Genomic DNA, 21,384 nt, shown 5'->3' on the forward strand with positions numbered 1-21,384 from the left:
ATTGTGAAATTGGAAACTGAAAAAGACACATACAAAACCATTTTAAAGGCTTCCGAAGAGGTGCTTTTTAAGGAAAGGGGCAGTAAATTCTTTGGCTATGCCTTTCCGGTGGTTTCGGAAGAGGAGGTAAAGGAACACATAGAAAATCTTAAAAAAACACATCATACCGCGCGTCATTTTTGCTATGCTTGGCAACTCGGCAAAAGTTATGAACACTATCGGGCCAATGATGACGGCGAACCATCAAACAGTGCGGGAATGCCTATTTACGGACAATTGCAGTCTTTTGATGTAACAAATGTTTTGGTAGTGGTGGTACGCTATTTTGGCGGAACCAAATTGGGCGTGGGCGGATTGATACAGGCCTACAAAACTGCTGCGCAAATGGCCTTGGAAACTTGTAAAATAGTAGAAAGAACCATTGATAAAACTTTCCTCCTAAAATTTGAATATCCTGAAATGAATACTGTAATGCGCATCCTTAAAGATGAAGACATCAATATTGTAGATCAAAAAATGGAGCTCAATTGTGAGTTTAAAATCGCCGTTCGGAAGAAAGATGCGGAACGGATTTTTGAGTTATTTGAAAACACTTACAAAGTGGCAATTAAACACTTGGAAAATTAATTATTCTTCTTTCAACTTTTCCATTAAATAATCCGGTGCTCTCATCAACTTTTTTGTAGTACTGTTCACAAAAACCAAAATTGTGGTTGCTGTAATCAAAAGTTGTTTGGACTCATTATAAATTTCATAGTAAAACTCAATTTTCACATTGGGCATTTGCTTCAAAGTAGTTTTTACGGTCAGCAAATCGTCATAAAAAGCAGGTTGCTTATAATCAATACTAAAATGGATAACAGGCAAGTGTACATTGTTGGCTTCCATCCATTTATAAGAAAAACCGAGTTCGCGTAACCATTCAGTCCTGCCCTGCTCTAAGTATTGTGCGTAATTGCCGTAGTAAACTACCCCCATTTGGTCTGTTTCGCCGTAGCGCACTCTAATATGTGTAAGTGTATTCTTCAAAATTTTGTGTCAATTAAAGAAAGTTTTTTTGTAGTTTTATCGAAAGGGAAGTATGGGAAAAAAAAACTAAAAATTCAACCCTAATGTAGTTTTTTTTATAACTTTTTTGTTCACATATTTGCACTGTTAGGAAATAGCTCGGAAACTCTCCATCCCCTATTTTTTGGCCACACCTTTTAAAAAACAAAAAACAGAATTTTTAACTATGAGCAAAACTGCGGAATCGGTTTGGAACAATTGTTTGGCTTTTATCGAAGATAACATCACTTCGCAGGCATACAAAACTTGGTTCGAACCCATTAAAGCGGTAAAGCTAACCGATAATGCATTAAGCATTCAGGTTCCCAGTAAGTTTTTTTACGAATGGCTTGAGGAACACTACGTTAAGATTTTGAAAGTTGCACTTACCAAGGAATTGGGAGCTACCGCCAAGTTAGTCTACATTATTAGAATGGAAAACACCTACGGCAACAAGCAGCCCTTTACTGAGAAAATTCCGAGTGCCAACCGAAGCAACCTTCAATCGCAAGAGATTGATGTTCCTTTAAAAAACAAAAGCCCGGAGCTTAAAAATCCTTTTGTTATTCCAGGGATTCGCAATGTGAAAATTGAATCGCAGCTTAACCCCAATTATAATTTTGAGAGTTTTCTTGAAGGTGAATCAAACCGTTTGGCCCGTTCCGCTGGTCTCGCGGTTGCAAACAAACCAGGAGGAACATCCTTCAACCCCTTGCTTATTTTTGGCGGTGTCGGGTTGGGAAAAACACACCTGGGCCACGCAATTGGTGTTGACATAAAGGATAAATATCCAGAAAAAACCGTTCTTTATATTTCTGCGGAAAAGTTTACGCAACAATACATTGAATCGGTAAAAAAGAATAACCGCAACGATTTTATTCACTTCTATCAAATTATAGATGTGCTAATTGTGGACGACATTCAATTGCTTTCCGGAAAGGCCGGCACGCAGGACGTTTTCTTCCACATATTCAATCATTTGCACCAAAACGGCAAGCAGGTTATTTTAACCAGCGACAAGGCGCCGGTGGATATGATTGATATAGAGCAACGCCTGCTTTCCCGTTTTAAATGGGGACTTTCAGCTGAGTTGAACCACCCAGATTACGACACGCGTGTTGCAATTATAAAAAACAAACTGTATCGCGATGGCGTGGAAATGCCGGAAGATATTATAGAATTTTTAGCAAACAACATTAAAACGAATATTCGTGAACTTGAAGGCGCCATCATTTCATTGATTGCCCATTCTTCCTTTAACAAAAAGGAAATCACGATTGATCTTGCCCGCAAGATTGTCGATAACTATGTAAAACATACCAAACGTGAAGTTTCCATAGACTACATTCAAAAAGTAGTGAGTGATTATTTCCAAATGGATGTTGACACTTTACAGTCAAAAACCCGAAAGCGACATATTGTGCAAGCTAGGCAATTGGCAATGTTTTTTGCAAAGAAGTTCACCAAAGCATCTTTAGCCTCCATTGGGTCACAGATTGGGCAGCGCGATCACGCAACCGTACTTCACGCCTGCAAAACCGTTGATAATCTTTCTAGCACAGACAAGCAGTTCCGCAAATATGTGGAAGACCTCAGCAAAAAGCTGACGCTTTAATTTAGTCTGCAAAATACCTTAATACTATACAGTAAATAAATCTTATGTATTTTTACTGAACATTTTAACTTACAAAAATCGTTTTGAAAAAATATAAAATTCTTATGGTCTGCCTTGGCAATATTTGTCGTTCGCCCTTAGCAGAAGGTATTTTAAAATCCAAAGTCGATGCTTCAAAAGTCTTTGTGGATTCCGCTGGCACGGGACATTGGCATGTGGGCGATGAACCCGACCAACGAAGCATTGCTGTTGCAAAAAGATATAATATAGACATTACCACTCAACGGGGGAGACAATTCAGCGCAAAGGATTTTGAGGATTTCGATTTGATTTATGTGATGGACAACAGTAATAAGGAAAACGTTTTGGCATTGGCCGAAAATGATTTTCAAAAAGAAAAAGTAAAATTGATTCTTGATGAAATTTTCCCTGGTGAAAACGTTGATGTGCCCGACCCGTATTTTGGCGGAAATGCAGGTTTTGAAAACGTTTTTAAAATGCTCGATGAAGCCTGTGAACAAATTGCACAGCGCCTTTAACGCAAATTAACAGTTGGTTTTCTTACATTTAGTAATTCACTAAATAAAAAACCATGAAAAATTTATTCTACTTCATTCCTTTTCTTCTTTTTTCAACCCTTCTTATTGCACAAGATGTATCCATCGAGTTCTTTAAAGGAAATTTTGATAGCCCTCTAAGTCTTCAACACACTGATGATGACCGTCTTTTTATTGTAGAAAAAGGAGGCGAAATTAAAATAATACAAGGAGATGGAACTGTTAACGCTACACCTTTTTTAAATATTTCAGGCATTATTTCAACAAACGGCGAACGGGGTTTATTGGGCATGGCATTTCATCCCGACTATAGTAATAATGGTTATTTTTATGTGTATTATACCAATACCAGCGGCAATACCCAGGTTTCGAGATTTTCAGTTGATAGCGGCAACCCCGATTTAGCAGATCCTTCTTCAGAATTATTTCTGCTGGATTATAACCAACCTGAAACAAACCACAACGGCGGCAATTTAGCATTTGGTCCCGATGGCTATCTTTACATTGCTTCTGGCGATGGTGGCGGCAGTGGCGATCCGAATGATAGAGGGCAGGATCTTGGTTATCTATTGGGAAAAATATTGCGGATAGATGTTGATAATCCTTCTGGGGGCAACAATTACGGTATCCCCTCAGACAATCCATTTGTGGGAGACCCGAATGCCCTTGATGAAATTTGGGCATACGGCCTGCGAAATCCTTGGCGGTTTTCATTTGATTTTACTGATAATAACATTTGGATAGCCGATGTGGGACAAACCAGCAGGGAAGAAATAAATCGCGCCAATGTGGGAGAAGCTGGATTGAATTATGGTTGGAGATGCTACGAAGGAACCCAACCGTTTAACACTCAGGGTTGCCCACAACAATCAGAGTTAACTTTTCCTTTAACTGAATATACACATGCAGGTGGCAATTGCTCCATTACTGGCGGTTATGTTTATAGAGGTTCAGTATATTCTGATATTCCAGGACTGTACTTTTTTGCAGATTTCTGTAGCGGGCTTATTGGTACGGTTGATAATTCTGGAAATTTGGTAGAGCACGGTAATTTCTCAGGAAGTTGGGTTTCTTTTGGTGAAGATGTCAATAAGGAACTTTACATCATAGATTTTGGCGGAGACATTTATCAAGTTAAAGGTGGTGAACTGGCCAATACAGAAGATTTTTCTTTTGAAAATACGCTTACAATGCTCCCAAATCCCACATCAGAGAATGTTACTTTTAGTTTTAAAAACGGTACCCATCAAACAATTAAGTTTTTTGATATAAGAGGAAGCTTGGTTTCTTTCGAAGAAAATATATCTAGCAATAATAAAATTATTGATGTTTCAAATTTGAACCCAGGAATTTATTTTGCCAAAATCACTTCCGAAAAAGAAAACACAATTGTAAAAAAATTGATCGTACAATAATTAATGAATTCAAAAAAAGGAAATTTATACCTCATCCCCTGCCCTATGGGCGATGTGCCTCCATTGGCAGTGCTTCCCATTTCAGTAAAGAAAGCGATTGAAAAAATAGATCACTACATCGTGGAGCATGAAAAAAATGCACGCCGATTTATAAAAAGTATTGTCCCCGAAAAGAAACAACCCACGCTGAAATTTCAAGAGATAAACAAATTTACCCACGCTGAAGAAATCCCCTCCATGCTCAATCCGTGCCTGGAGGGTTTTGATGTGGGCGTAATAAGCGACGCGGGTTGTCCCGGAATTGCGGACCCCGGGGCAAGAGCGGTACATCACGCACACGAACTGGGCATAAAGGTCGTGCCCCTCGTGGGACCATCGTCCATTTTACTGGCAATGATGGCCAGTGGATTTAACGGTCAAAATTTCGCTTTTAACGGGTATTTACCTATTGATAAAGGCGAAAGGAAAACAGAACTGAAAAGACTTGAAAAAATATCAAAGGATTTTGATCAATCCCAACTATTCATTGAAACTCCGTACCGTAACAATCAAATGCTGCAGAGCCTAATTGAAAATCTCAACCCCCAGACGAGAATTTGTGTGGCTTGCGATATTACTTTGCCATCAGAATACATAAAAACTGCTCCTGTAAGTTTATGGAAAAAAATAAAGGTGGATCTTCATAAAAGACCCACCTTATTTATCATTCAAGGGTAGAATTTAAATTACCCTCGGTTTTTTATTTGGTACAATATGCGAAGTATCATACCCTGAAAACTTTCGCAAATAATAACGAATGGAGGCGCCATTGGCATCCTCAAAACGGTTTTCGCCCGCGCTTCTCAAAAATTTCTTCACATTACCGGCACCTGCCAAATGAGCAGCGGCCAAAATTCCCGATTCGGTAACTTTCACACCGCCAATGGTTTTGCCTACGTAGCGCTTTATATCGTTCCGAAGCACCCACTTATTCAAAGAAGTGTATGCTAGGAAGGCAGCCTCCTGCTGGCGGGTATCGTATAAAAAATTATCGGTGTTCTTAAAACCAATCATTCGTAAAGTGGCGCGGGAAAACTGATATTTCCCCATATATCCATAATCGTTTACGATATGGTAATTTCCTCTGGATTCCTTAAAACCAAGAGCTTCTTTAAAACCCAAATAGGATTTTCCCAAAAACAAATAAAACTTTGGGGTCACAGGAGCAATAAATGGCATAAGCTCTGCTTCTGTGGGAACGGTGTAGTCTAACTCTAATCCTTCTGTACTAAAAGTAGAAAAATCGTAGCTATCTTTTGAAATGAAACCTGTCCCTACTGTTACGGTAACAACAAGTAATACTGCAATGAGATATATTCTTTTTTTCATTAAGGTTTAAAATTCCGATGTTATTACATCGTCGTTTCAGCGCGCAAAGATAAGGCTTTTTTTAAAAATCTGATTTTTAGGCTGTTAAATAAATATTAAATAAAAAAGCTAGGCTTGTCAACCTAGCTTTCTTCAATAATTATAATGTCGCCCTGGCATTGTTGTCTGGGAGTATTTCAGAGACATCGTAATCTACGAAGCGTTTCATATACCTAGTTATAGGCACGTGATTGGCATCTTTGAAAACGACTTCTCCATTGCTGTCCAGAAATTTCATAACATTTCCGGCACCTCCCAGATGCGCCGCGGCCAAAAGGCCCGATTCGGTTATCTTAACACCATTGATGGTTCGGCCATCAAACCTGTCAATATAATCCCGAAGTACCCATTTGTTTTTGGAAATCAAGGCCTCAAAGGCTTTTTCCTGTAACAAAGGGGAATTTAAAAATCGGGAGGTATTATGGATTCCGACCCAGTTAAGGGTGGAACGGCCAAACTGGTATTTGCCCAAATAACCCAATCTGTTCACGGCTCTGTAGTTGCCACTGCTTTCGCTAAAGCCGAGGTCGTAACAGAAACCCAGGAACGACTTCCCAAGAAAGGGAACACTGTCTTGGGAACTCATATTCACTTCATATTCGTAGGGCACATGGGCAACGTCCCCTACAATATTTGTAGCGAATATAGAACTGCTGTAATCTTCTCTTTTTGAAGAGAATGCCGTTGCAACAAATACCGCAACAGCCAGCAGCACAGACAATTTCATAAAACGTTTTGTCATGTTTTACTTAGTTTTTAAAAGTTATAATTATTGCGCCACCGCCTTATGCGGCGCGAAATAAATTCTTAAAAAGTAAACACACGCTATGGCAAACGCATGCTCGCCGCGCTATATGAAAAAATTGTGCCAAAGAACGATTGACAACCAAGTGCATTAGCTGATTATCAATTAATTAACAAAATAAAATTACAATAAACCTATCCGGATCCCGAAGGCTTAACAGACTTTAACCCGGATATTTGAAAGATTTTAACAGAAAAGAATTTCCTGAAGACTTACCTATTCAATCCTTGACTATTCACCCAGCGCACATACTCAATTTTGTTCACGTTGTGCTGTGCCAGGGTTTTTGCAAATTTGTGATACCCAAAATTGGTAACATCTGCTACAAAATAGTAATAATCGTGCTGCTCTGGGTTCAGCACCGCGTCTATGGATGAAATATCGGGCATCGTGATGGGGCCGGGCGGTACGCCGGCATATTTATATGTATTGTACGGAGAGTCCAATTCCAAATCTTTATAAAGCACCCTTTTTATTATTTGATTGTAATCCCCGCTTTCGCGTTTCAGGGCATAAATAACCGTCGGATCGGCTTGCAGCAACATTCCTACTTTTAACCTGTTTAAATAAACTCCCGCTACTCTCGGTCGTTCATCCACTTTAGCGGTTTCTTTTTGAACGATTGCGGCCAACGCCATTACTTGCTCTTTGGAAAGATTTATTTTTTTGGCCTTTTCAGTTCTCGATTCGTTCCAAAAGCGCTCGTATTCCGTTTTCATACGTTCGCGGAAGGTTTCCGCAGAACTGTTCCAATAAAACTCATAGGTATTCGGAATATACAATGAAAGGGCGGTTTCCTCATTCAAACCAACTTCCTTTAAAAATTGCGGATCGCGCATTGCGTTCAAGAGCGAAACACTATCGGCTTCAATCTGTTTTGAAATATGGCCGGCAAGGTCTTCCAAACGCTCTTGATTGTTGAACTTTACATTGATTGGAATATTTCGGCTTCGCAGTGTATTTACAATATCATTATTGCTCATTCCCTTTCTAATGATGAAATGTCCCGGTTTTATATTTGAAGTATACTTTTTTTGTTCCGCAATGGTAACGAATGAACCCGTGTCCCGCAAAAGCGGCTCAAGTTCTTCAACCACATCATTTATGGTTGCGTTGGTAGGAATATAAACGTGGGCCTCCTTATTATTGAAAGCCGTATTGCCCGAAAAAGCGGTGTCGTAAACGTACCAAGCAAAAGCTCCCATCCCAATGGCACCGAGCAAAACGACAGCTATCAATATTTTTTTTATATACATTTTTCTGATTTTGGGATTAGGGGTTTATTAGCTGGTAAAAATATTCACTTTTATAGTTTCCGTCTGAAAAAATCCAGTCCTTTTTTAAACCGCCTCTTTCAAAACCAGCCTTTTCAAATAGTTTGATGCTGCCCTGGTTCTGTTCGGAAATGCCCGCGAAAATTTGATGGACGTTCAGATGTTTAAAGGCATAATTGCAAGTAAGGCCCAATGCTTCGGATGCATACCCTTTTCTTTTATCCGCTTCGGAAAAAATTACGATACCCACCCCTACCCTGCTGTGTTTTGGATCAAAATCGTAAAGATCGATGAAGCCTACCAGCGCCTGGTCTTCCTTTTTGCAAATTGCCAAACGCAGCTGTTGTACATCGTAAATATCGCGGTGGCTGTTTTCAAGATATTGCAGTAAAATATATTTAGAATAGGGCGTCGTGGTGTTGCTCACTTCCCAAAGCGATTCGTCATTTTCCAAGGTATAGAGAAAATCGAGGTCTGAAAGCTCCAAGGCACGTAAAAAAATATGTTCTCCCTTTAACGTTTTCATTGCCAGATTCCTTTAAAGACTTGTGTTGCCGGCCCTTCCAAGTACACATTTCTGTAACCCCAATCGGTTTTTTCAAACCGAACCTGCAATTGGCCGCCCGGTGTTTTTAGCAGCACCTTATTTTCGGAAGTTTTACTAGTTTCAAACATAGCGATGGCAACGGCGGTCACGCCGGTTCCACAGGACAGGGTTTCATCTTCCACGCCGCGCTCGTAGGTTCGCACTGAAAAAATGGCAGGAGCTATTTGCTCCACGAAATTCACGTTAGAACCTTCTTTTCCGTAAATTTCATTTCGAATATTTCTTCCTTTTGTAAATACATCATAATTCTGTAATCCCGAAACCATTTCAACGTGATGTGGCGATCCGGTGTTCAAAAAAGTGAAATTTTCTGCAACATTAATCTTTTCCACATCGTTCATTTTTAGTGAAACCCAATCCTTGTCAACCCTTGCCTCGTGCATTCCGTCCACCGCTTCAAAGTTGGTTTTCTCCGAAATGATTCCCAGAAATTTTGCAAAATGCACAATGCATCTTCCGCCATTACCACACATGGTGCTTAGATTGCCATCACTATTATAATACACCATCTTAAAATCTGCGGTCGGGTGTTTTTCCAGCAAAAGCAGCCCATCAGCACCCACACCAAAGCGGCGGTCACAGATTTGGGCAACGAGTGCCGTATTCTCTTTTGGAAAAAATTCATCACGATTATCGATAATCACAAAATCGTTTCCCGTGCCCTGATATTTATAAAAGGTGAATTCCATACGCGCACAAAGATATAAAAAGCCACCCCAGCTTTCAGGAAAGTTATCACGTTAAATACAAGTTAAATACCCCTTCTTGGCATACTTTTTTCTAGTCATGGTTGTTAAATTTGTGGGAGTATTTAAATAATGTTTCTTCAAAAAAGTGTTTTTTCTTGATTTCTCAAGTATGAAAACACTTATAGCAATCTAAAATGCTAATCTTGAAAAAAGTGTTTTGCAACATAATTTTTTATTAATCATAAAATTCAATATAAAATGAAACAGACATTCCGTTTATTTCTGGTAGCGCTGTTTGCGGGCGCAGTTACACTTGGAGGTTATAAATTTTTTGAAAAAAAGGATTATATATCCTTCGAGCCCCAAAAAACTTCAAACTTTATCCCCACTAGCTTTTCTGCGGCAGCTGCCGAAATGAATACAGATTTTACCGATGCGGCGGAAAAAACAGTACACGCAGTAGTACACGTTAAAAATATGAGTGTGAGCACACAGCCCACCAATATATTTGAATACTTTCAAGGAGGCGGCCAGCCCCGGGCTCGCGTGGGTAGCGGAAGCGGCGTCATCATTTCGCCCGATGGTTATATTGTAACCAACAATCACGTAATAGCGAACGCCACAAACCTGGAGGTTACCTTAAATAACAACAAAACCTATACAGCCAAATTGATCGGTACCGACCCAAATACCGACATCGCCCTTGTAAAGATTGATGGTAATGAAGAGTTTCCTTTTATACCTTTTGGCGATTCAAACAATGTAAAAATTGGCGAATGGGTCTTGGCCGTTGGTAATCCTTTTAACTTAACCTCAACCGTAACCGCTGGAATTATAAGTGCAAAGGCGCGCGACTTAAACCAATTTGACGGCAATCCACAATCATTCATTCAAACCGATGCCGCGGTAAACCGTGGTAATAGTGGCGGCGCCTTGGTAAATACCCGTGGCGAATTGATTGGAATAAACACTGCGATCACCTCGGAAACCGGAAGTTATGTGGGCTACTCCTTCGCCGTTCCTTCCAATAACGCCCGAAAAGTGATTGAGGATATTTTGGAATACGGAAACGTTCAGCGTGGCATTTTAGGTATTCAAGTAGGAAATATAAACCCACAGATTGTGGAAAAATATGGAATTAACGACACCGAAGGCGTTTTTGTAGGCGGAATTGAAAAAGGTAGCGGCGCAGATAAGGCCGGAATAAAGGAGGGCGATATAATCAAGCAATTGGATGGCTATAAGGTTTCAAAATTTGCGGATCTTTCTGGTTATTTAGGCTCCAAAAGACCAAACGATGTGGTGGAAGTAACTATTCTTCGCAACGGCAAGGAAAGAAAAGTATCGGTAACTCTCGTAAAACTGGAAACTTTCTCCATTGACGATTTAGGGCTGGAAGTAAAAAACACCACTCCCGAAGAGCTAAGGGAGCGTGGCCTTAAAAACGGTGTAACTGTTACTCGCGCCCTCACACCAGAAATTGCACAATACAAACTTGAGGGAATTATCATCACCCAGATTAATGACGAAACCGTCAATGACATTGATGATGTTAAGCGAATTATGACACAACGAAACTATCGTTCCCCAATTAAAATGACTTTTATGGACACAGCCGGAAAAATCAATTCCTTTATTTTTAGGTAGTAGCTATGACGGAATCATTTTAAAACATACTTTAAGTTGAAATTTTTAAGCCACGAATCCACGAATTATTATTACCAATATTCGTTGATTCGTGGTTTTATTTTTTAGAATATATTTCATCAAAACGATGAAAAAGAGTACTTTTGCACCAAATTTTAAACCCTTTAAAAATCCTTCCATATGAGTTTTGATGACGTTTATGAAAAAGAACTTTCTTTTCAAACTGACCGCCGAAAAGCTTCAGTAGAGTTTATTAAAATCGTTAGTGATCTTTGGTACGATAAGTCCATTGAACTGGTACTTTTCCGCAACCAGCTTATAGATCGTAACGTAAGTGAAATTTTGAATCTTCACGAATATGCTGGCGAATTTGTTCAAAAGCCAATATCAATCTTTGACTCCGTTGAAATCGCGCAGGCCATCAAAACCTTGGATCTTCCACCCGCAAAATTGGATATCGGAAAACTAACCTATGAGTTCCATTTAGAGGACGATAAATATTCAAACGCCCTGTCATTTGTTTCAGACAAATTAAAGGATGCCAAGGAAAGCAAAAACATTGTTCCTAAAGACGTCGTTCTTTATGGTTTCGGAAGAATTGGTCGCTTGTTGGCTCGTGAGCTTATGACCCGCACCGGTCAAGGAAACCAGCTTCGCCTTCGTGCCATTGTAGTTCGTGGAAAAATGGATCAAACGGTGCTGGATAAAAGAGCAACTTTGCTTCAATATGATTCTGTACACGGCGATTTCCCCGGAACCGTGCGTACCGACCTTGAAAACAGCGCGTTGGTTATTAACGGGACTACCGTTCATATCATTTCAGCAAACAACCCTGAAGATATTGATTACACACAATACGGAATTGAAGACGCCTTGGTGATTGACAATACCGGAGCTTTCCGTGATGATGCAGCACTTAGCCGCCATCTAAAATCTAAAGGAACTTCAAAGGTTTTGCTTACCGCTCCAGGAAAAGGAGTGCCGAACATCGTTCACGGGGTGAACCAAAACGAATATGACCCGAATAAAGTAGATATCTTTTCGGCCGCATCTTGTACCACAAACGCCATCACTCCTATTTTAAAAGCAGTTGAGGATTCTTTTGGAGTGGTTCGTGGGCATTTGGAAACAATTCACGCCTATACAAACGACCAGAATTTGGTAGACAATATGCATAGTAAATACCGTCGTGGCCGTGCTGCGGCGCTGAATATGGTAATTACTGAAACTGGCGCTGGAAGTGCCGTTGCGAAAGCATTGCCTTCACTGGCTGGAAAACTTACCAGCAACGCAATTCGCGTTCCTGTTCCAAATGGTTCATTGGTTGTTTTGAATTTAGAAGTTGCAACCCCTACCACATTGGATGGAATTAATTCCACAATGAAAAAATACGCCCTGGAAGGCGATCTGGTTGAGCAGATAAAATATTCATTGAGCAATGAGCTTGTATCCAGTGATATTGTTGGCTCATCTGCCCCTGCTATTTATGACAGCAACGCAACTATCGTTACCGAAGATGGTAAAAATGTAGTACTTTATATTTGGTATGATAACGAGTATGGCTATAGTCATCAAGTAATCCGCTTGGCCAAGTATATTGCGCAGGTTAGGAGATATACATATTATTAATAGTAATAAGCTATATATAAAATCCCGCTATGTTTGTAGCGGGATTTTTTTTGCCTATTTACTACACATGTAAAAACAAAGCCGCTTAAAGCGGCTTATATTGTTTCAGTATTTAAAGGGGCTATGCAGCGGTTACCATTATTGGCAGTAATGTTTTTATTTTTAATCCCATATTTCAGGTCGATTAATTTTCATCGCTCTTAAATATGATAGAAATTGTCCCGCGTGAACAGATTCGTGATATCCAATTCGCAATAAATATTTTCCGAGGGTTTTCTTTTCTCCATTTCCTGGGTGAACGATTTCGGTTTGGGTTAATTCTATATCTGAAAATTGTCGAACACTTTCCAAAAATTTTTCTCTATATGGTTCGGCAAACTCAAGTTCACTGGCTACGCTAATTAAGGGGCGATTTTTCCAAGGTGTTTGGTAATTTGTCATATCTCCTTGGTTGATAATAATATTCCATCCATAATCGGCTTCTAATACGTGCCTAATCATTTCTATCGCAGACATCGCTTTTTCGTCAGGTTTCCAATTATAATAGTTTTTTGGTAGCCCATTCCATAATTTTATACTCTTTCTCCTTATTTCAATAAAATTTAAAATTATGAGGTCGGATTGGTTCATTTTCTTTGTTTAAAGATGTGGCTGCAGATTACTGCTAACGTTTAGTATAAAAGAAGTAGGCCTGTAAATAAGCAATTTCCTTCCAGATTATCCACAAGCCAAATCTTTTGCATTTATTTTATATTTTTTTTGAAGAACGGGATTAGTGCTTTTCATAGGAGCCATTGTTGTGTGTAGTGTTTATATTCGGTTGGTGTCTTCTCTCATTGCATCTACGAAATCAGTTTCTTTTATTTTCTTTAAAAATCGCTCGTTCATATCTTGATTTAATGTGTAAAATTGAACTTCGCCAGAGTAATGAACATAACCTAAAATATCTTGTTTTTTGTTCAAAAAGTGGTTGTGGAAAAATCCGCTATCACAATTCGTTAATATTACAAAATGTTTAAAAAACTCTTCAAGATCTACTTTGTCAACTTCTATAGCTCCGTTAAATTTTCCTGTCAGCTTGTGCTTATCAAAATATGAGACAGCATTAATTAATGTTTCGTAATCATTTTCTTGAGCGATGTGTTTTGCAATCCACCGCATATTGTGAGCACTTAAGAATATCAGTTGGTTTACTTCAAGTAATCCGAAAAGTTTTGATAATTCAGATGTAAGATTTTGTACAATTCTTTCATCATCTTCGTCTGTCAGTTTTACACAATAATATGAATAGACTTTTGGAAAATGTGAAAATTCAGTTTGAGTTTCGTCATCAACTTCCCATAGTGGAAAATTCCTGTATTTGATTATCGAAATGTCTCTTGGGATTTTCTTTATCATTTTATTTCAGGACGGGTCAACATTACACACAACATGTTTATATACGCATGTTTTTAAAATCTTATTGCTGCTATCCCGCACATGTGCGCCACAGCATGCCCCCCAAATATAAAGTTTATTTCCCAATCACCTGCATCAAGGTTTCCACCTTCGTTTTCAACACTTTGTTCTCCTCCTCCAGCGCGGCAATGCGCTGCTGTAAGGGCAGCGCGGGGTCTGGCGCGTTGGTGGTAAAGTGTGCCGGGAGCTGGGCGGCCAGGTCCATAAAAAAGTTGTGGTTTAACCCTAACGAGAGGTGCCATAGGGTTTTACATAAAGAATTGTCCTGTTTTTGGTACCTCATGATGCTGTTGGGGCTTTTGCCCATAATCTTACTGAGCGTAGCCTTGCGGGTACGATGCGCTTTAAAGTACGCTTTTAGCGCAATACCTAATGGGGGCATTGGGCAGTCTTGTAAGGTGTATTTCTTGTAGGCCATAAATGATGGTTTTTAATAATTAAATGATGGTTTATAGGTATTAAATGATGGTTTATAGATATTAAATGATGCTTTGTAGTAATTAAATGATGATTGATAGGAGTTTAACTTTGACAAATAGCAGTTAAATGACGATTTATAGCAGTTAAACATTTAATTTTATTAATTTAAGTATGGAATGTGGTAGATAAACTATGGTAGTTGCTATTTTAAGTACAGAAAACCATCATTAAACTTGCAAAAAGCATCTCTTTTTTGTTTGCACTATGCACAAAAAATACGGGCAAAGCCCGTACCTTTTCAGGGGTTCAAAAACTACGGGGTTTCCCCATCATCACTGGGCCTGCCTCCCTGCCCTTCAAAACGCACCTTGAGCCTGTTATAACTGTTCTGCGCGCCGGGCACGCCGGTGCGCGCCAAAACTTCTATCATGCCATAGGCTCCCGTGGCCATGCCATAGGTTTCATGCCCCGCCATGCGCTTTAAGTCCCGAACCCGCTGTAGAAGATCCATCAACCGGGTTTCAATGGTTTCTCCCTGTCCAAAAAGTTGCAGGTCGTTGGCCAGATAGTCTCTGTTGTAAGTCGCATTTACGGCGGCAATGGGGTTGGTGTCCATCTCGTTGAGCACCTCTTCGGCAAACACCTTGTTGTTCACGCTTATGGCGTTTAGGCTGCTGCGTTGTTCCGGCGTTAGGGTACTATCCGGCAGGGCGGCCTGTACCGTTGCAAGACTTTCCAGGATCGTTGTCATAACGTTTGCGTCAATTACCTGGTTCAGTAGGTTTTGGTTTGTGTTACTCATAGCTTAAAAATTTTAAAAGATTAATACTTTCAATTTTCGGAAAAAAACAAAAACCAGTCAACGGGGGAAATCCCCCTTTTTTCTGTATGTGTTTTCCTACTTTTTCAACAGCTCGCCGGGGGTTCGGCAAACAGTATGTGTAGTTTTATGAGTTCATTAACTGAAAATCTGCAAGCTTTCAATCAAATTTGTTAAAATCATTTATTCTAAAAAATGTCAAACAATCCTAAAAAAAGCCGTTTCAAAAAGAAACGATATATAGTTCCCATTATCATTTTAATCCTTCTCATAGCCTTTCGGCTTTACCTACCCACCCTTGTAAAAAATTATGTAAACAAAGTGTTGGCAGACATTCCGGGCTATTATGGGCAAGTGGAGGATATAGACATTGCCCTAATTCGCGGGGCATATGTTATTAACGGCATGTACCTTAACAAAGGCACGGCAGAAAGCCAGGTGCCCTTTTTAAACTTTCCAAAAAGTGATATTTCTATTGAATGGAAATCACTCTTTAAAGGCAAAATAGTGAGCGAGATAATTATGACCAGCCCAGAGGTTATCTACGTTTTTGAAGACCAAAAAGACGAAAGCGGAGATGCCAATGTGGACGATTGGACCAAAGCTCTCACAGATCTTGTACCCATAGACATAAACCATTTTGAGGTTTACGATGGCAAGTTGGCGTTTGTACAGCTTTCCGCAGAGCCCAATATCGATTTACAAATCAACAACCTCCAACTCACCGCAGATAACCTGCGTAATGTGGTGGAGAAGGAGCGCATACTCCCCTCACCCATTCGCGCAAGCGGTGTATCTATTGGTAAAGGGAAGGTTTCCCTAGAAGGAAATATGAATCTTGTGAAGGAAATTCCAGATATGGACCTTTCCTTTTCGCTGCAGGATGCCGAAGCCACGGCACTAAATGATTTTACCAGACACTATGCAGGGCTCGATTTTGACAAAGGAACCTTTGGGATTTTCAGTGAAGTAGCCATCGCTGACGGGCACCTCGTGGGCTATATTAAACCGCTTTTAACCGATACCAAACTGATTGGTGAAGACGACGGTTTTCTAGGTGTGTTATGGGAAGGATTTGTCGGGTTTTTTAAATTTATTCTCAAAAACCAAGGCACAGATACCCTAGCCACAAAAGTACCCATAGAAGGAGATTTGAACAATGTAGAGGCAGGTATATGGCCCACTGTTTTCAATATTTTTGAAAATGCCTGGATAAAAGCCTTTACAAGTGAAGTTGATAACGACATTGAGTTTAAGGATGCTTTTCAGGATGAGAATTTAACCCGGGAGCAAAAACGGGAACTTAGAAAAAAAGAGCGCGAAAAACGAAGAGAAGAACGCAAAAAGGAACGCGAGGCACGCAAAGGATAATTTGAATTATTATTGCGTATTTTTGCTTCACTAAATATCTACGCAATGGACCACCTTACCAAACTTGAAGAATTGCTAAACCAAGCAAATACCGACATAAAAAATGGAGCTTATGACGAAGCCACCAATAAACTTGAAAAGATTATTGATATGGATCCAAACTTCGGAAAAGCCTATAACCACTTGGGTTATCTTTATGAAGTAAAATTCCGTGAATTTGAAAAAGGAGAAACGCTATACAAGTTGTGCCTTGAAAAAACACCCTTATACCCTCCTGTGTATTATAATTACGCAGTGCTTCTTTCCACCCTCGGAAAATATGACGAATTAAAAGACTTACTCGATACCGCTTTAAACATCCCCGGCATTACCAAGTCTACAATTTATAATGAATACGGTATTATGCTTGAACAGCAAGGAAAGCTTGATGAAGCTATTGAACATTACAAAAAATGTGCGTTGGATACTCTGGACAAAGGCGTTCTGGAACGAGCAAAAGGCTCCATTGACCGCTGCAAAATGAAAAAAGAATTCCTGTAATGCGTATTGATATAATAACAGTACTCCCCGAATTGCTACAAAGCCCTTTTGAAGTTTCTATTCTTAAGCGCGCCATTGAAAAAGGAATCGTAGAAGTACACACCCACAACCTTCGTGATTATGCTACAAATGCCTACAAACAAATAGACGATTATCAATTTGGCGGCGGTGCGGGCATGGTGATGATGATCGAGCCTATAGATAAATGTATTTCAGAACTGAAGGCCGAAAGGGATTATGACGAAATAATCTACATGACGCCAGACGGCAAAACATTTAATCAGCATACGGCAAACGAGCTTTCGCTAAAGGAAAATATTATTATTCTCTGCGGGCATTATAAAGGTGTGGACCAACGCGTGCGCGACCATTTTATAACCCGCGAAATCTCTGTGGGCGACTTTGTGCTCAGTGGTGGTGAACTTGCAGCCGCAATTGTTTGCGATGCAGTAATTAGATTGATTCCCGGTGTATTGGGTAACGAAACAAGTGCGTTGACAGATTCATTTCAAGATAATTTATTGGCGCCGCCCATTTACACTCGCCCTGCGGAGTATAAAGGTTGGACCGTTCCTGAAATCCTTACAAGCGGTAACACCCCAAAAATTGAAGAATGGCGTGAGGAGCAGGCGTATAAACGTACTAAGAAACGCAGGCCGGATTTGTTGGAGTAACCAATCTCCACAATGCGGAAACTAGAAGCAAATTAGCAGACCAAACACTCAACATTTCACTGACTTGCAGCTCTTTGCAAGCAATTATCAGTCAAAATTATTGCAAATTCAAAAAGTTATTTAGATATTTGTCTAAATACTTAAACAAATCGTGAAAGACATTTTCAAGGCACTGAATGATGATACCCGAAGGGAGATACTGGAACTATTGAAAAAGCAGGATCTTACTGCTGGTGAAATAGCTGATAATTTCAACATTTCAAAACCTAGCATTTCGCACCATTTGGACATTTTGCAACGTGCCGATTTAATTACAGGCGAAAAAAAGGGACAGTTTATTCATTATTCAATAAACACGACCATTCTCGACGATGTTTTTACTTGGCTACTAACCCTTAAAAAATAGATATTATGAAATGCCCGCGAACAAATTATATACAAACCGAAGATATACACGCGGGCATTCCATCTTCCTATTTCTCAAATACTTTATAAAGATGAAATTCAATTTAAAAAAAGAGCTGCCATTGATCTTGATAACCATGATTCCGGCAATATTTCTATGGTACGTATGGAAAGAACTTCCTATGGAAGTGCCCCTACACTGGAACATACAGGGTGAAGTGGACCGATATGGAAGTAAAAATGAACTTATATGGTTAACAACGCTACTACCTATTTTTATGTATCTGCTTTTTTTGTTTGTTCCATTAATCGACCCAAAGAAAAAAATAGCGATGATGGGCGGAAAGTTCTACACAATAAGGTTTTTCTTGACACTTTTCCTCTCAGTGCTTTTTACATTTATAATCTATTCAGTAAAAGAGCAGACATTGACAAATCCAAATTATCTTTTTATGATTATAGGCATTTTCTATGTGGTTCTGGGCAATTATTTCAAAACTATAAAACCTAATTATTTTATCGGTATTCGTACACCCTGGGCTTTGGAGAACGAAACTATTTGGAAAAACACACACCGCCTTGCAGGCAAGTTATGCGTAATTGGCGGATTGCTGATAATTATTTCCTGCTTTGTCTTTAATCAAGAAACCGCTCTCGCTATATTTTTAATAATTACGGCAATTATAACTTTAATTCCGGTGTCTCATTCCTACTTCCAATTTAAAAAATTAGCTTCAGCGGTTATCCTGTTAATGGTATCAACAAGCTTTTTTGCCCAAGAAAGCCTAAAACGTCCCCAAACACCCCAAGCGCCTTTTGAATATAATGTGGAAGAAGTTTCTTTTCAAAACACCCAAGATAGCATTACCTTGGCTGGTACATTTACATATCCAAGGACCGGACGAAATTTTCCTGTAGCCATCTTGATATCCGGCAGTGGTCCTCAAAATAGAAACTCAGAAATTTTTGGACATAAGTCTTTTTGGGTTTTGGCAGATTATTTAACAAATCGAGGTATTGCAGTGCTACGCTATGACGATAGAGGAGTTGGCGAATCTACGGGCAATTTTTCAAAAGCAACTTCAGTTGATTTTGCGGAAGATGTAGTTGCCGCGATTGCATACTTAAAAAGCAGAAAAGAAATTAATCTAAACAAAATAGGATTAATTGGCCACAGTGAAGGTGGCATTATAGCTCCGATGGTAGCTTCAGAAAATAAAAACGTAGCCTTCGTTGTTTCAATGGCTGGGGTAATGCTTCCCGGCAGTGAACTGCTGCTACTCCAAAAAGAACTGCAACTGCAGTCTATGGGTTCTTCCGAAGTTTTCATTACAAAAGAAATTGAATTTGACAAAGGGATAATGAAGCTCATCAATGCGTCTGCCTCAGATTCCTTAAAGAGGAATTTGGAAAAATATACAAGTGAATATTTTAAGAAAAACCCAAAGTTTGCCTCTGACCATGGTATGACAGAAACTTATTACAAAACTTTGATAGTGGAGTCTTATTCCAGTCCTTGGCTCAGTAATTTTATAAAGTATGATCCAAAAAATGCTCTTGAAAGTCTTGAGTGCCCACTATTCGCCTTAAATGGCGAAAAGGATTTACAGGTTCCAGCCAAAGAAAATTTAGAGGTTTTGGAGCACATTTCAACCATTGATAGTTCTAAAAAATTCACTTTAAAATCCTATTCAGGCTTGAATCATTTATTTCAGGAATGCAAAACCGGAACTTTGATGGAATATGGACAAATTGAGCAAACACTTTCGCCCCAAGTCTTACAAGATATTGCCGAATGGATCGATAACTTGTGATTGGTATGATTTTTTAAAACAAACAATCAACATTTTTACTTGTGCAATAATATAAATTTCTTACTTTTGCACCCACTTAATCCAACCTCTGGCGAAAACCGCGAACGTTGTTTTAATCTAAACCTTATCAAATTAACAAAATGGAAGCGTTAATTAAATTTGTACAAGACGAATTTGTTACAAAAAAAGAATTCCCTGAATTCGGAGCTGGTGATACTATTACAGTATATTACGAAATCCGTGAAGGTGAAAAAACAAGAACACAGTTCTTTAGAGGTGTTGTAATACAAGTTAAGGGAACTGGAGTTACCAAAACTTTTACAATCCGTAAAATGAGTGGTACCGTAGGTGTGGAGCGTATTTTTCCACTAAACATGCCAGCTCTTCAAAAAATTGAGATCAACAAAAAAGGTAGCGTGCGCAGAGCTCGTATTTACTACTTTAGAGGTCTTACCGGTAAAAAAGCCCGTATCAAAGAAAAACGCATGTAGTTTATTCTTTGTTGAAAACTATCAAAAGCCCTGTTTTTACAGGGCTTTTTTTATGAACAATTGTTTATAAGTCATGTTTGTAAACCGTGGATTTTTAAAGGTTTACAATTTGTTGCAAATTCAATTTTACGTTCTATATTAGCAATATCAAAAACGGCCTAACAGCCATATTGATAAAACAAAGTAACGTTCTTTTACACTATTTTTTCCAAATTGCTGACGAAGCTAACGCTCGCAAGAATGTTAGTCTCCAGATTTGAAAAAATAAAAAGAAAACACTTTACAAGCTTTTTTCGATTGCTTGAGGTACTCACGATCTTTAGATTATTAGTATTGAGATTGAAAAAAGTTTTTGGGTCAGTTTTTTGAAAATGGCATCAACCTCACGGAAGATGCAAATTGCAAAAACAAACCCGTGTAAGTAAGTCACAGCCGCAAGTCTGTAATAATCTTGCCTTGATCCCGATTCTGTCGGGATGGTTGGTAACGATTTGCTTTACAAGGAGCCATATCACAATGTATTTATACAGTGATATGGCTTTTCTTGTTTTAACCTATTCTTTAAAATATACAATTTAGTATAATCATCTGAAAAGTTGATTCCAATACCATTCATAGTCGAATCAATAATTATTTCACGACGGGTCAGGTCAGGTCAAGGACCGGACAAACTTTAAGGTCACCCGTACACAAGCCATA

At 39.2% G+C, this 21,384-nt stretch carries 23 protein-coding genes; 13 read left to right on the forward strand and 10 right to left on the reverse strand.

Features of this window, described 5'->3' with window-relative positions; translation table 11 throughout:
- Positions 1-9 precede the first annotated feature (9 nt).
- Positions 10-627 (forward strand): IMPACT family protein, encoded by a 618-nt coding sequence (locus tag LS48_RS14080; RefSeq protein WP_062623134.1) that lies wholly within the window; start codon positions 10-12, stop codon positions 625-627.
- Here LS48_RS14080 and LS48_RS14085 read toward each other — a convergent pair whose 3' ends face one another.
- Positions 628-1,029, reverse strand: coding sequence for an acyl-CoA thioesterase (locus LS48_RS14085; protein ID WP_076692488.1), 402 nt, complete (start codon positions 1,027-1,029; stop codon positions 628-630).
- Positions 1,030-1,234: 205 nt separating this feature from the next.
- Here LS48_RS14085 and dnaA point away from each other — a divergent pair, with 205 nt between their 5' ends.
- The 4 genes from dnaA (at position 1,235) to LS48_RS14105 (ending at position 5,351) form a co-directional block, all read left to right on the forward strand.
- Entirely contained in the window at positions 1,235-2,662 is a 1,428-nt protein-coding gene (gene dnaA / locus LS48_RS14090; RefSeq protein ID WP_062623135.1) for a chromosomal replication initiator protein DnaA, read from the forward strand.
- Positions 2,663-2,766: 104 nt separating this feature from the next.
- Positions 2,767-3,201, forward strand: coding sequence for a low molecular weight protein-tyrosine-phosphatase (locus LS48_RS14095; RefSeq protein ID WP_062623160.1), 435 nt, complete (start codon positions 2,767-2,769; stop codon positions 3,199-3,201).
- Positions 3,202-3,254: 53 nt separating this feature from the next.
- Positions 3,255-4,634, forward strand: coding sequence for a PQQ-dependent sugar dehydrogenase (locus LS48_RS14100; RefSeq protein ID WP_062623136.1), 1,380 nt, complete (start codon positions 3,255-3,257; stop codon positions 4,632-4,634).
- Between the two features lie 3 nt (positions 4,635-4,637).
- Complete coding sequence (locus LS48_RS14105; protein WP_062623137.1) at positions 4,638-5,351, forward strand: SAM-dependent methyltransferase; 714 nt, start codon at positions 4,638-4,640, stop codon at positions 5,349-5,351.
- Between the two features lie 3 nt (positions 5,352-5,354).
- On the opposite strand, the gene LS48_RS14110 is transcribed toward LS48_RS14105, so the two are convergent.
- The 5 genes from LS48_RS14110 to dapF all read right to left on the reverse strand — a co-directional run bounded on the left by LS48_RS14110 (position 5,355) and on the right by dapF (position 9,416).
- Positions 5,355-6,002, reverse strand: coding sequence for a hypothetical protein (locus tag LS48_RS14110; RefSeq protein WP_062623138.1), 648 nt, complete (start codon positions 6,000-6,002; stop codon positions 5,355-5,357).
- Between the two features lie 139 nt (positions 6,003-6,141).
- Positions 6,142-6,783, reverse strand: coding sequence for a hypothetical protein (locus LS48_RS14115; RefSeq protein ID WP_062623139.1), 642 nt, complete (start codon positions 6,781-6,783; stop codon positions 6,142-6,144).
- A gap of 275 nt (positions 6,784-7,058) precedes the next feature.
- Positions 7,059-8,102: an endolytic transglycosylase MltG gene (gene mltG / locus LS48_RS14120; protein ID WP_062623140.1), complete on the reverse strand. Its 1,044-nt coding sequence runs from the start codon at positions 8,100-8,102 to the stop codon at positions 7,059-7,061.
- 16 nt (positions 8,103-8,118) lie between these two features.
- Positions 8,119-8,646, reverse strand: a complete 528-nt coding sequence (locus LS48_RS14125) for a GNAT family N-acetyltransferase (protein WP_062623141.1) — start codon at positions 8,644-8,646, stop codon at positions 8,119-8,121.
- Positions 8,643-9,416: a diaminopimelate epimerase gene (gene dapF, locus LS48_RS14130; protein ID WP_062623142.1), complete on the reverse strand. Its 774-nt coding sequence runs from the start codon at positions 9,414-9,416 to the stop codon at positions 8,643-8,645. The genes LS48_RS14125 and dapF overlap by 4 nt, the downstream gene beginning before the upstream one ends.
- A gap of 258 nt (positions 9,417-9,674) precedes the next feature.
- Here dapF and LS48_RS14135 point away from each other — a divergent pair, with 258 nt between their 5' ends.
- The gene (locus LS48_RS14135; protein WP_062623143.1) at positions 9,675-11,063 is read left to right on the forward strand and encodes a trypsin-like peptidase domain-containing protein; all 1,389 of its coding nucleotides are present in this window, start codon (positions 9,675-9,677) and stop codon (positions 11,061-11,063) included.
- 180 nt (positions 11,064-11,243) lie between these two features.
- A complete protein-coding gene (locus LS48_RS14140; protein WP_062623144.1) occupies positions 11,244-12,692 on the forward strand; it encodes a glyceraldehyde-3-phosphate dehydrogenase in 1,449 nt (482 codons plus the stop codon).
- A 162-nt stretch (positions 12,693-12,854) separates the two neighbouring features.
- On the opposite strand, the gene LS48_RS14145 is transcribed toward LS48_RS14140, so the two are convergent.
- The 4 genes from LS48_RS14145 to LS48_RS14160 all read right to left on the reverse strand — a co-directional run bounded on the left by LS48_RS14145 (position 12,855) and on the right by LS48_RS14160 (position 15,372).
- Positions 12,855-13,322: a DinB family protein gene (locus LS48_RS14145; protein WP_062623145.1), complete on the reverse strand. Its 468-nt coding sequence runs from the start codon at positions 13,320-13,322 to the stop codon at positions 12,855-12,857.
- Positions 13,323-13,502: 180 nt separating this feature from the next.
- Positions 13,503-14,090: a hypothetical protein gene (locus tag LS48_RS14150; RefSeq protein ID WP_062623146.1), complete on the reverse strand. Its 588-nt coding sequence runs from the start codon at positions 14,088-14,090 to the stop codon at positions 13,503-13,505.
- Between the two features lie 115 nt (positions 14,091-14,205).
- Complete coding sequence (locus LS48_RS14155) at positions 14,206-14,568, reverse strand: coiled-coil domain-containing protein (RefSeq protein ID WP_131807736.1); 363 nt, start codon at positions 14,566-14,568, stop codon at positions 14,206-14,208.
- A 315-nt stretch (positions 14,569-14,883) separates the two neighbouring features.
- The gene (locus LS48_RS14160) at positions 14,884-15,372 is read right to left on the reverse strand and encodes a hypothetical protein (protein WP_062623148.1); all 489 of its coding nucleotides are present in this window, start codon (positions 15,370-15,372) and stop codon (positions 14,884-14,886) included.
- Between the two features lie 213 nt (positions 15,373-15,585).
- On the opposite strand from LS48_RS14160, the gene LS48_RS14165 reads away from it, so the two are divergent.
- From LS48_RS14165 to rplS, 6 genes are all read left to right on the forward strand, one after another.
- A complete protein-coding gene (locus LS48_RS14165) occupies positions 15,586-16,761 on the forward strand; it encodes a DUF748 domain-containing protein (RefSeq protein WP_062623149.1) in 1,176 nt (391 codons plus the stop codon).
- 45 nt (positions 16,762-16,806) lie between these two features.
- Entirely contained in the window at positions 16,807-17,301 is a 495-nt protein-coding gene (locus LS48_RS14170) for a tetratricopeptide repeat protein (protein ID WP_076692489.1), read from the forward strand.
- On the forward strand, positions 17,301-17,975 hold the full coding sequence (trmD, locus tag LS48_RS14175; RefSeq protein ID WP_062623151.1) for a tRNA (guanosine(37)-N1)-methyltransferase TrmD: 675 nt from the start codon (positions 17,301-17,303) through the stop codon (positions 17,973-17,975). The genes LS48_RS14170 and trmD overlap by 1 nt, the downstream gene beginning before the upstream one ends.
- A 151-nt stretch (positions 17,976-18,126) precedes the next feature.
- Positions 18,127-18,381 (forward strand): autorepressor SdpR family transcription factor, encoded by a 255-nt coding sequence (locus LS48_RS14180; RefSeq protein WP_062623152.1) that lies wholly within the window; start codon positions 18,127-18,129, stop codon positions 18,379-18,381.
- Positions 18,382-18,472: 91 nt separating this feature from the next.
- Positions 18,473-20,194, forward strand: coding sequence for an alpha/beta fold hydrolase (locus LS48_RS15135; RefSeq protein ID WP_078056445.1), 1,722 nt, complete (start codon positions 18,473-18,475; stop codon positions 20,192-20,194).
- 140 nt (positions 20,195-20,334) lie between these two features.
- Entirely contained in the window at positions 20,335-20,685 is a 351-nt protein-coding gene (rplS, locus tag LS48_RS14190) for a 50S ribosomal protein L19 (protein WP_062623153.1), read from the forward strand.
- The last annotated feature ends 699 nt before the right edge of the window (positions 20,686-21,384 follow it).

The sequence above is a fragment of the Aequorivita aquimaris genome (assembly GCF_001573155.1).
Taxonomy (GTDB): Bacteria; Bacteroidota; Bacteroidia; order Flavobacteriales; family Flavobacteriaceae; genus Aequorivita; species Aequorivita aquimaris.

Bases quoted from the DNA above. Each gene is read 5' to 3' on its own strand.
- dnaA (WP_062623135.1), top strand. From the start codon at position 1,235: ATGAGCAAAACTGCGGAATCGGTTTGGAACAATTGTTTGGCTTTTATC.
- LS48_RS14095 (WP_062623160.1), top strand. From the start codon at position 2,767: ATGGTCTGCCTTGGCAATATTTGTCGTTCGCCCTTAGCAGAAGGTATT.
- LS48_RS14100 (WP_062623136.1), top strand. From the start codon at position 3,255: ATGAAAAATTTATTCTACTTCATTCCTTTTCTTCTTTTTTCAACCCTT.
- LS48_RS14105 (WP_062623137.1), top strand. From the start codon at position 4,638: ATGAATTCAAAAAAAGGAAATTTATACCTCATCCCCTGCCCTATGGGC.
- LS48_RS14110 (WP_062623138.1), bottom strand. From the start codon at position 6,002: ATGAAAAAAAGAATATATCTCATTGCAGTATTACTTGTTGTTACCGTA.
- LS48_RS14115 (WP_062623139.1), bottom strand. From the start codon at position 6,783: ATGACAAAACGTTTTATGAAATTGTCTGTGCTGCTGGCTGTTGCGGTA.
- mltG (WP_062623140.1), bottom strand. From the start codon at position 8,102: ATGTATATAAAAAAAATATTGATAGCTGTCGTTTTGCTCGGTGCCATT.
- LS48_RS14125 (WP_062623141.1), bottom strand. From the start codon at position 8,646: ATGAAAACGTTAAAGGGAGAACATATTTTTTTACGTGCCTTGGAGCTT.
- dapF (WP_062623142.1), bottom strand. From the start codon at position 9,416: ATGGAATTCACCTTTTATAAATATCAGGGCACGGGAAACGATTTTGTG.
- LS48_RS14135 (WP_062623143.1), top strand. From the start codon at position 9,675: ATGAAACAGACATTCCGTTTATTTCTGGTAGCGCTGTTTGCGGGCGCA.
- LS48_RS14140 (WP_062623144.1), top strand. From the start codon at position 11,244: ATGAGTTTTGATGACGTTTATGAAAAAGAACTTTCTTTTCAAACTGAC.
- LS48_RS14145 (WP_062623145.1), bottom strand. From the start codon at position 13,322: ATGAACCAATCCGACCTCATAATTTTAAATTTTATTGAAATAAGGAGA.
- LS48_RS14150 (WP_062623146.1), bottom strand. From the start codon at position 14,090: ATGATAAAGAAAATCCCAAGAGACATTTCGATAATCAAATACAGGAAT.
- LS48_RS14155 (WP_131807736.1), bottom strand. From the start codon at position 14,568: ATGGCCTACAAGAAATACACCTTACAAGACTGCCCAATGCCCCCATTA.
- LS48_RS14160 (WP_062623148.1), bottom strand. From the start codon at position 15,372: ATGAGTAACACAAACCAAAACCTACTGAACCAGGTAATTGACGCAAAC.
- LS48_RS14165 (WP_062623149.1), top strand. From the start codon at position 15,586: ATGTCAAACAATCCTAAAAAAAGCCGTTTCAAAAAGAAACGATATATA.
- LS48_RS14170 (WP_076692489.1), top strand. From the start codon at position 16,807: ATGGACCACCTTACCAAACTTGAAGAATTGCTAAACCAAGCAAATACC.
- trmD (WP_062623151.1), top strand. From the start codon at position 17,301: ATGCGTATTGATATAATAACAGTACTCCCCGAATTGCTACAAAGCCCT.
- LS48_RS15135 (WP_078056445.1), top strand. From the start codon at position 18,473: ATGAAATTCAATTTAAAAAAAGAGCTGCCATTGATCTTGATAACCATG.
- rplS (WP_062623153.1), top strand. From the start codon at position 20,335: ATGGAAGCGTTAATTAAATTTGTACAAGACGAATTTGTTACAAAAAAA.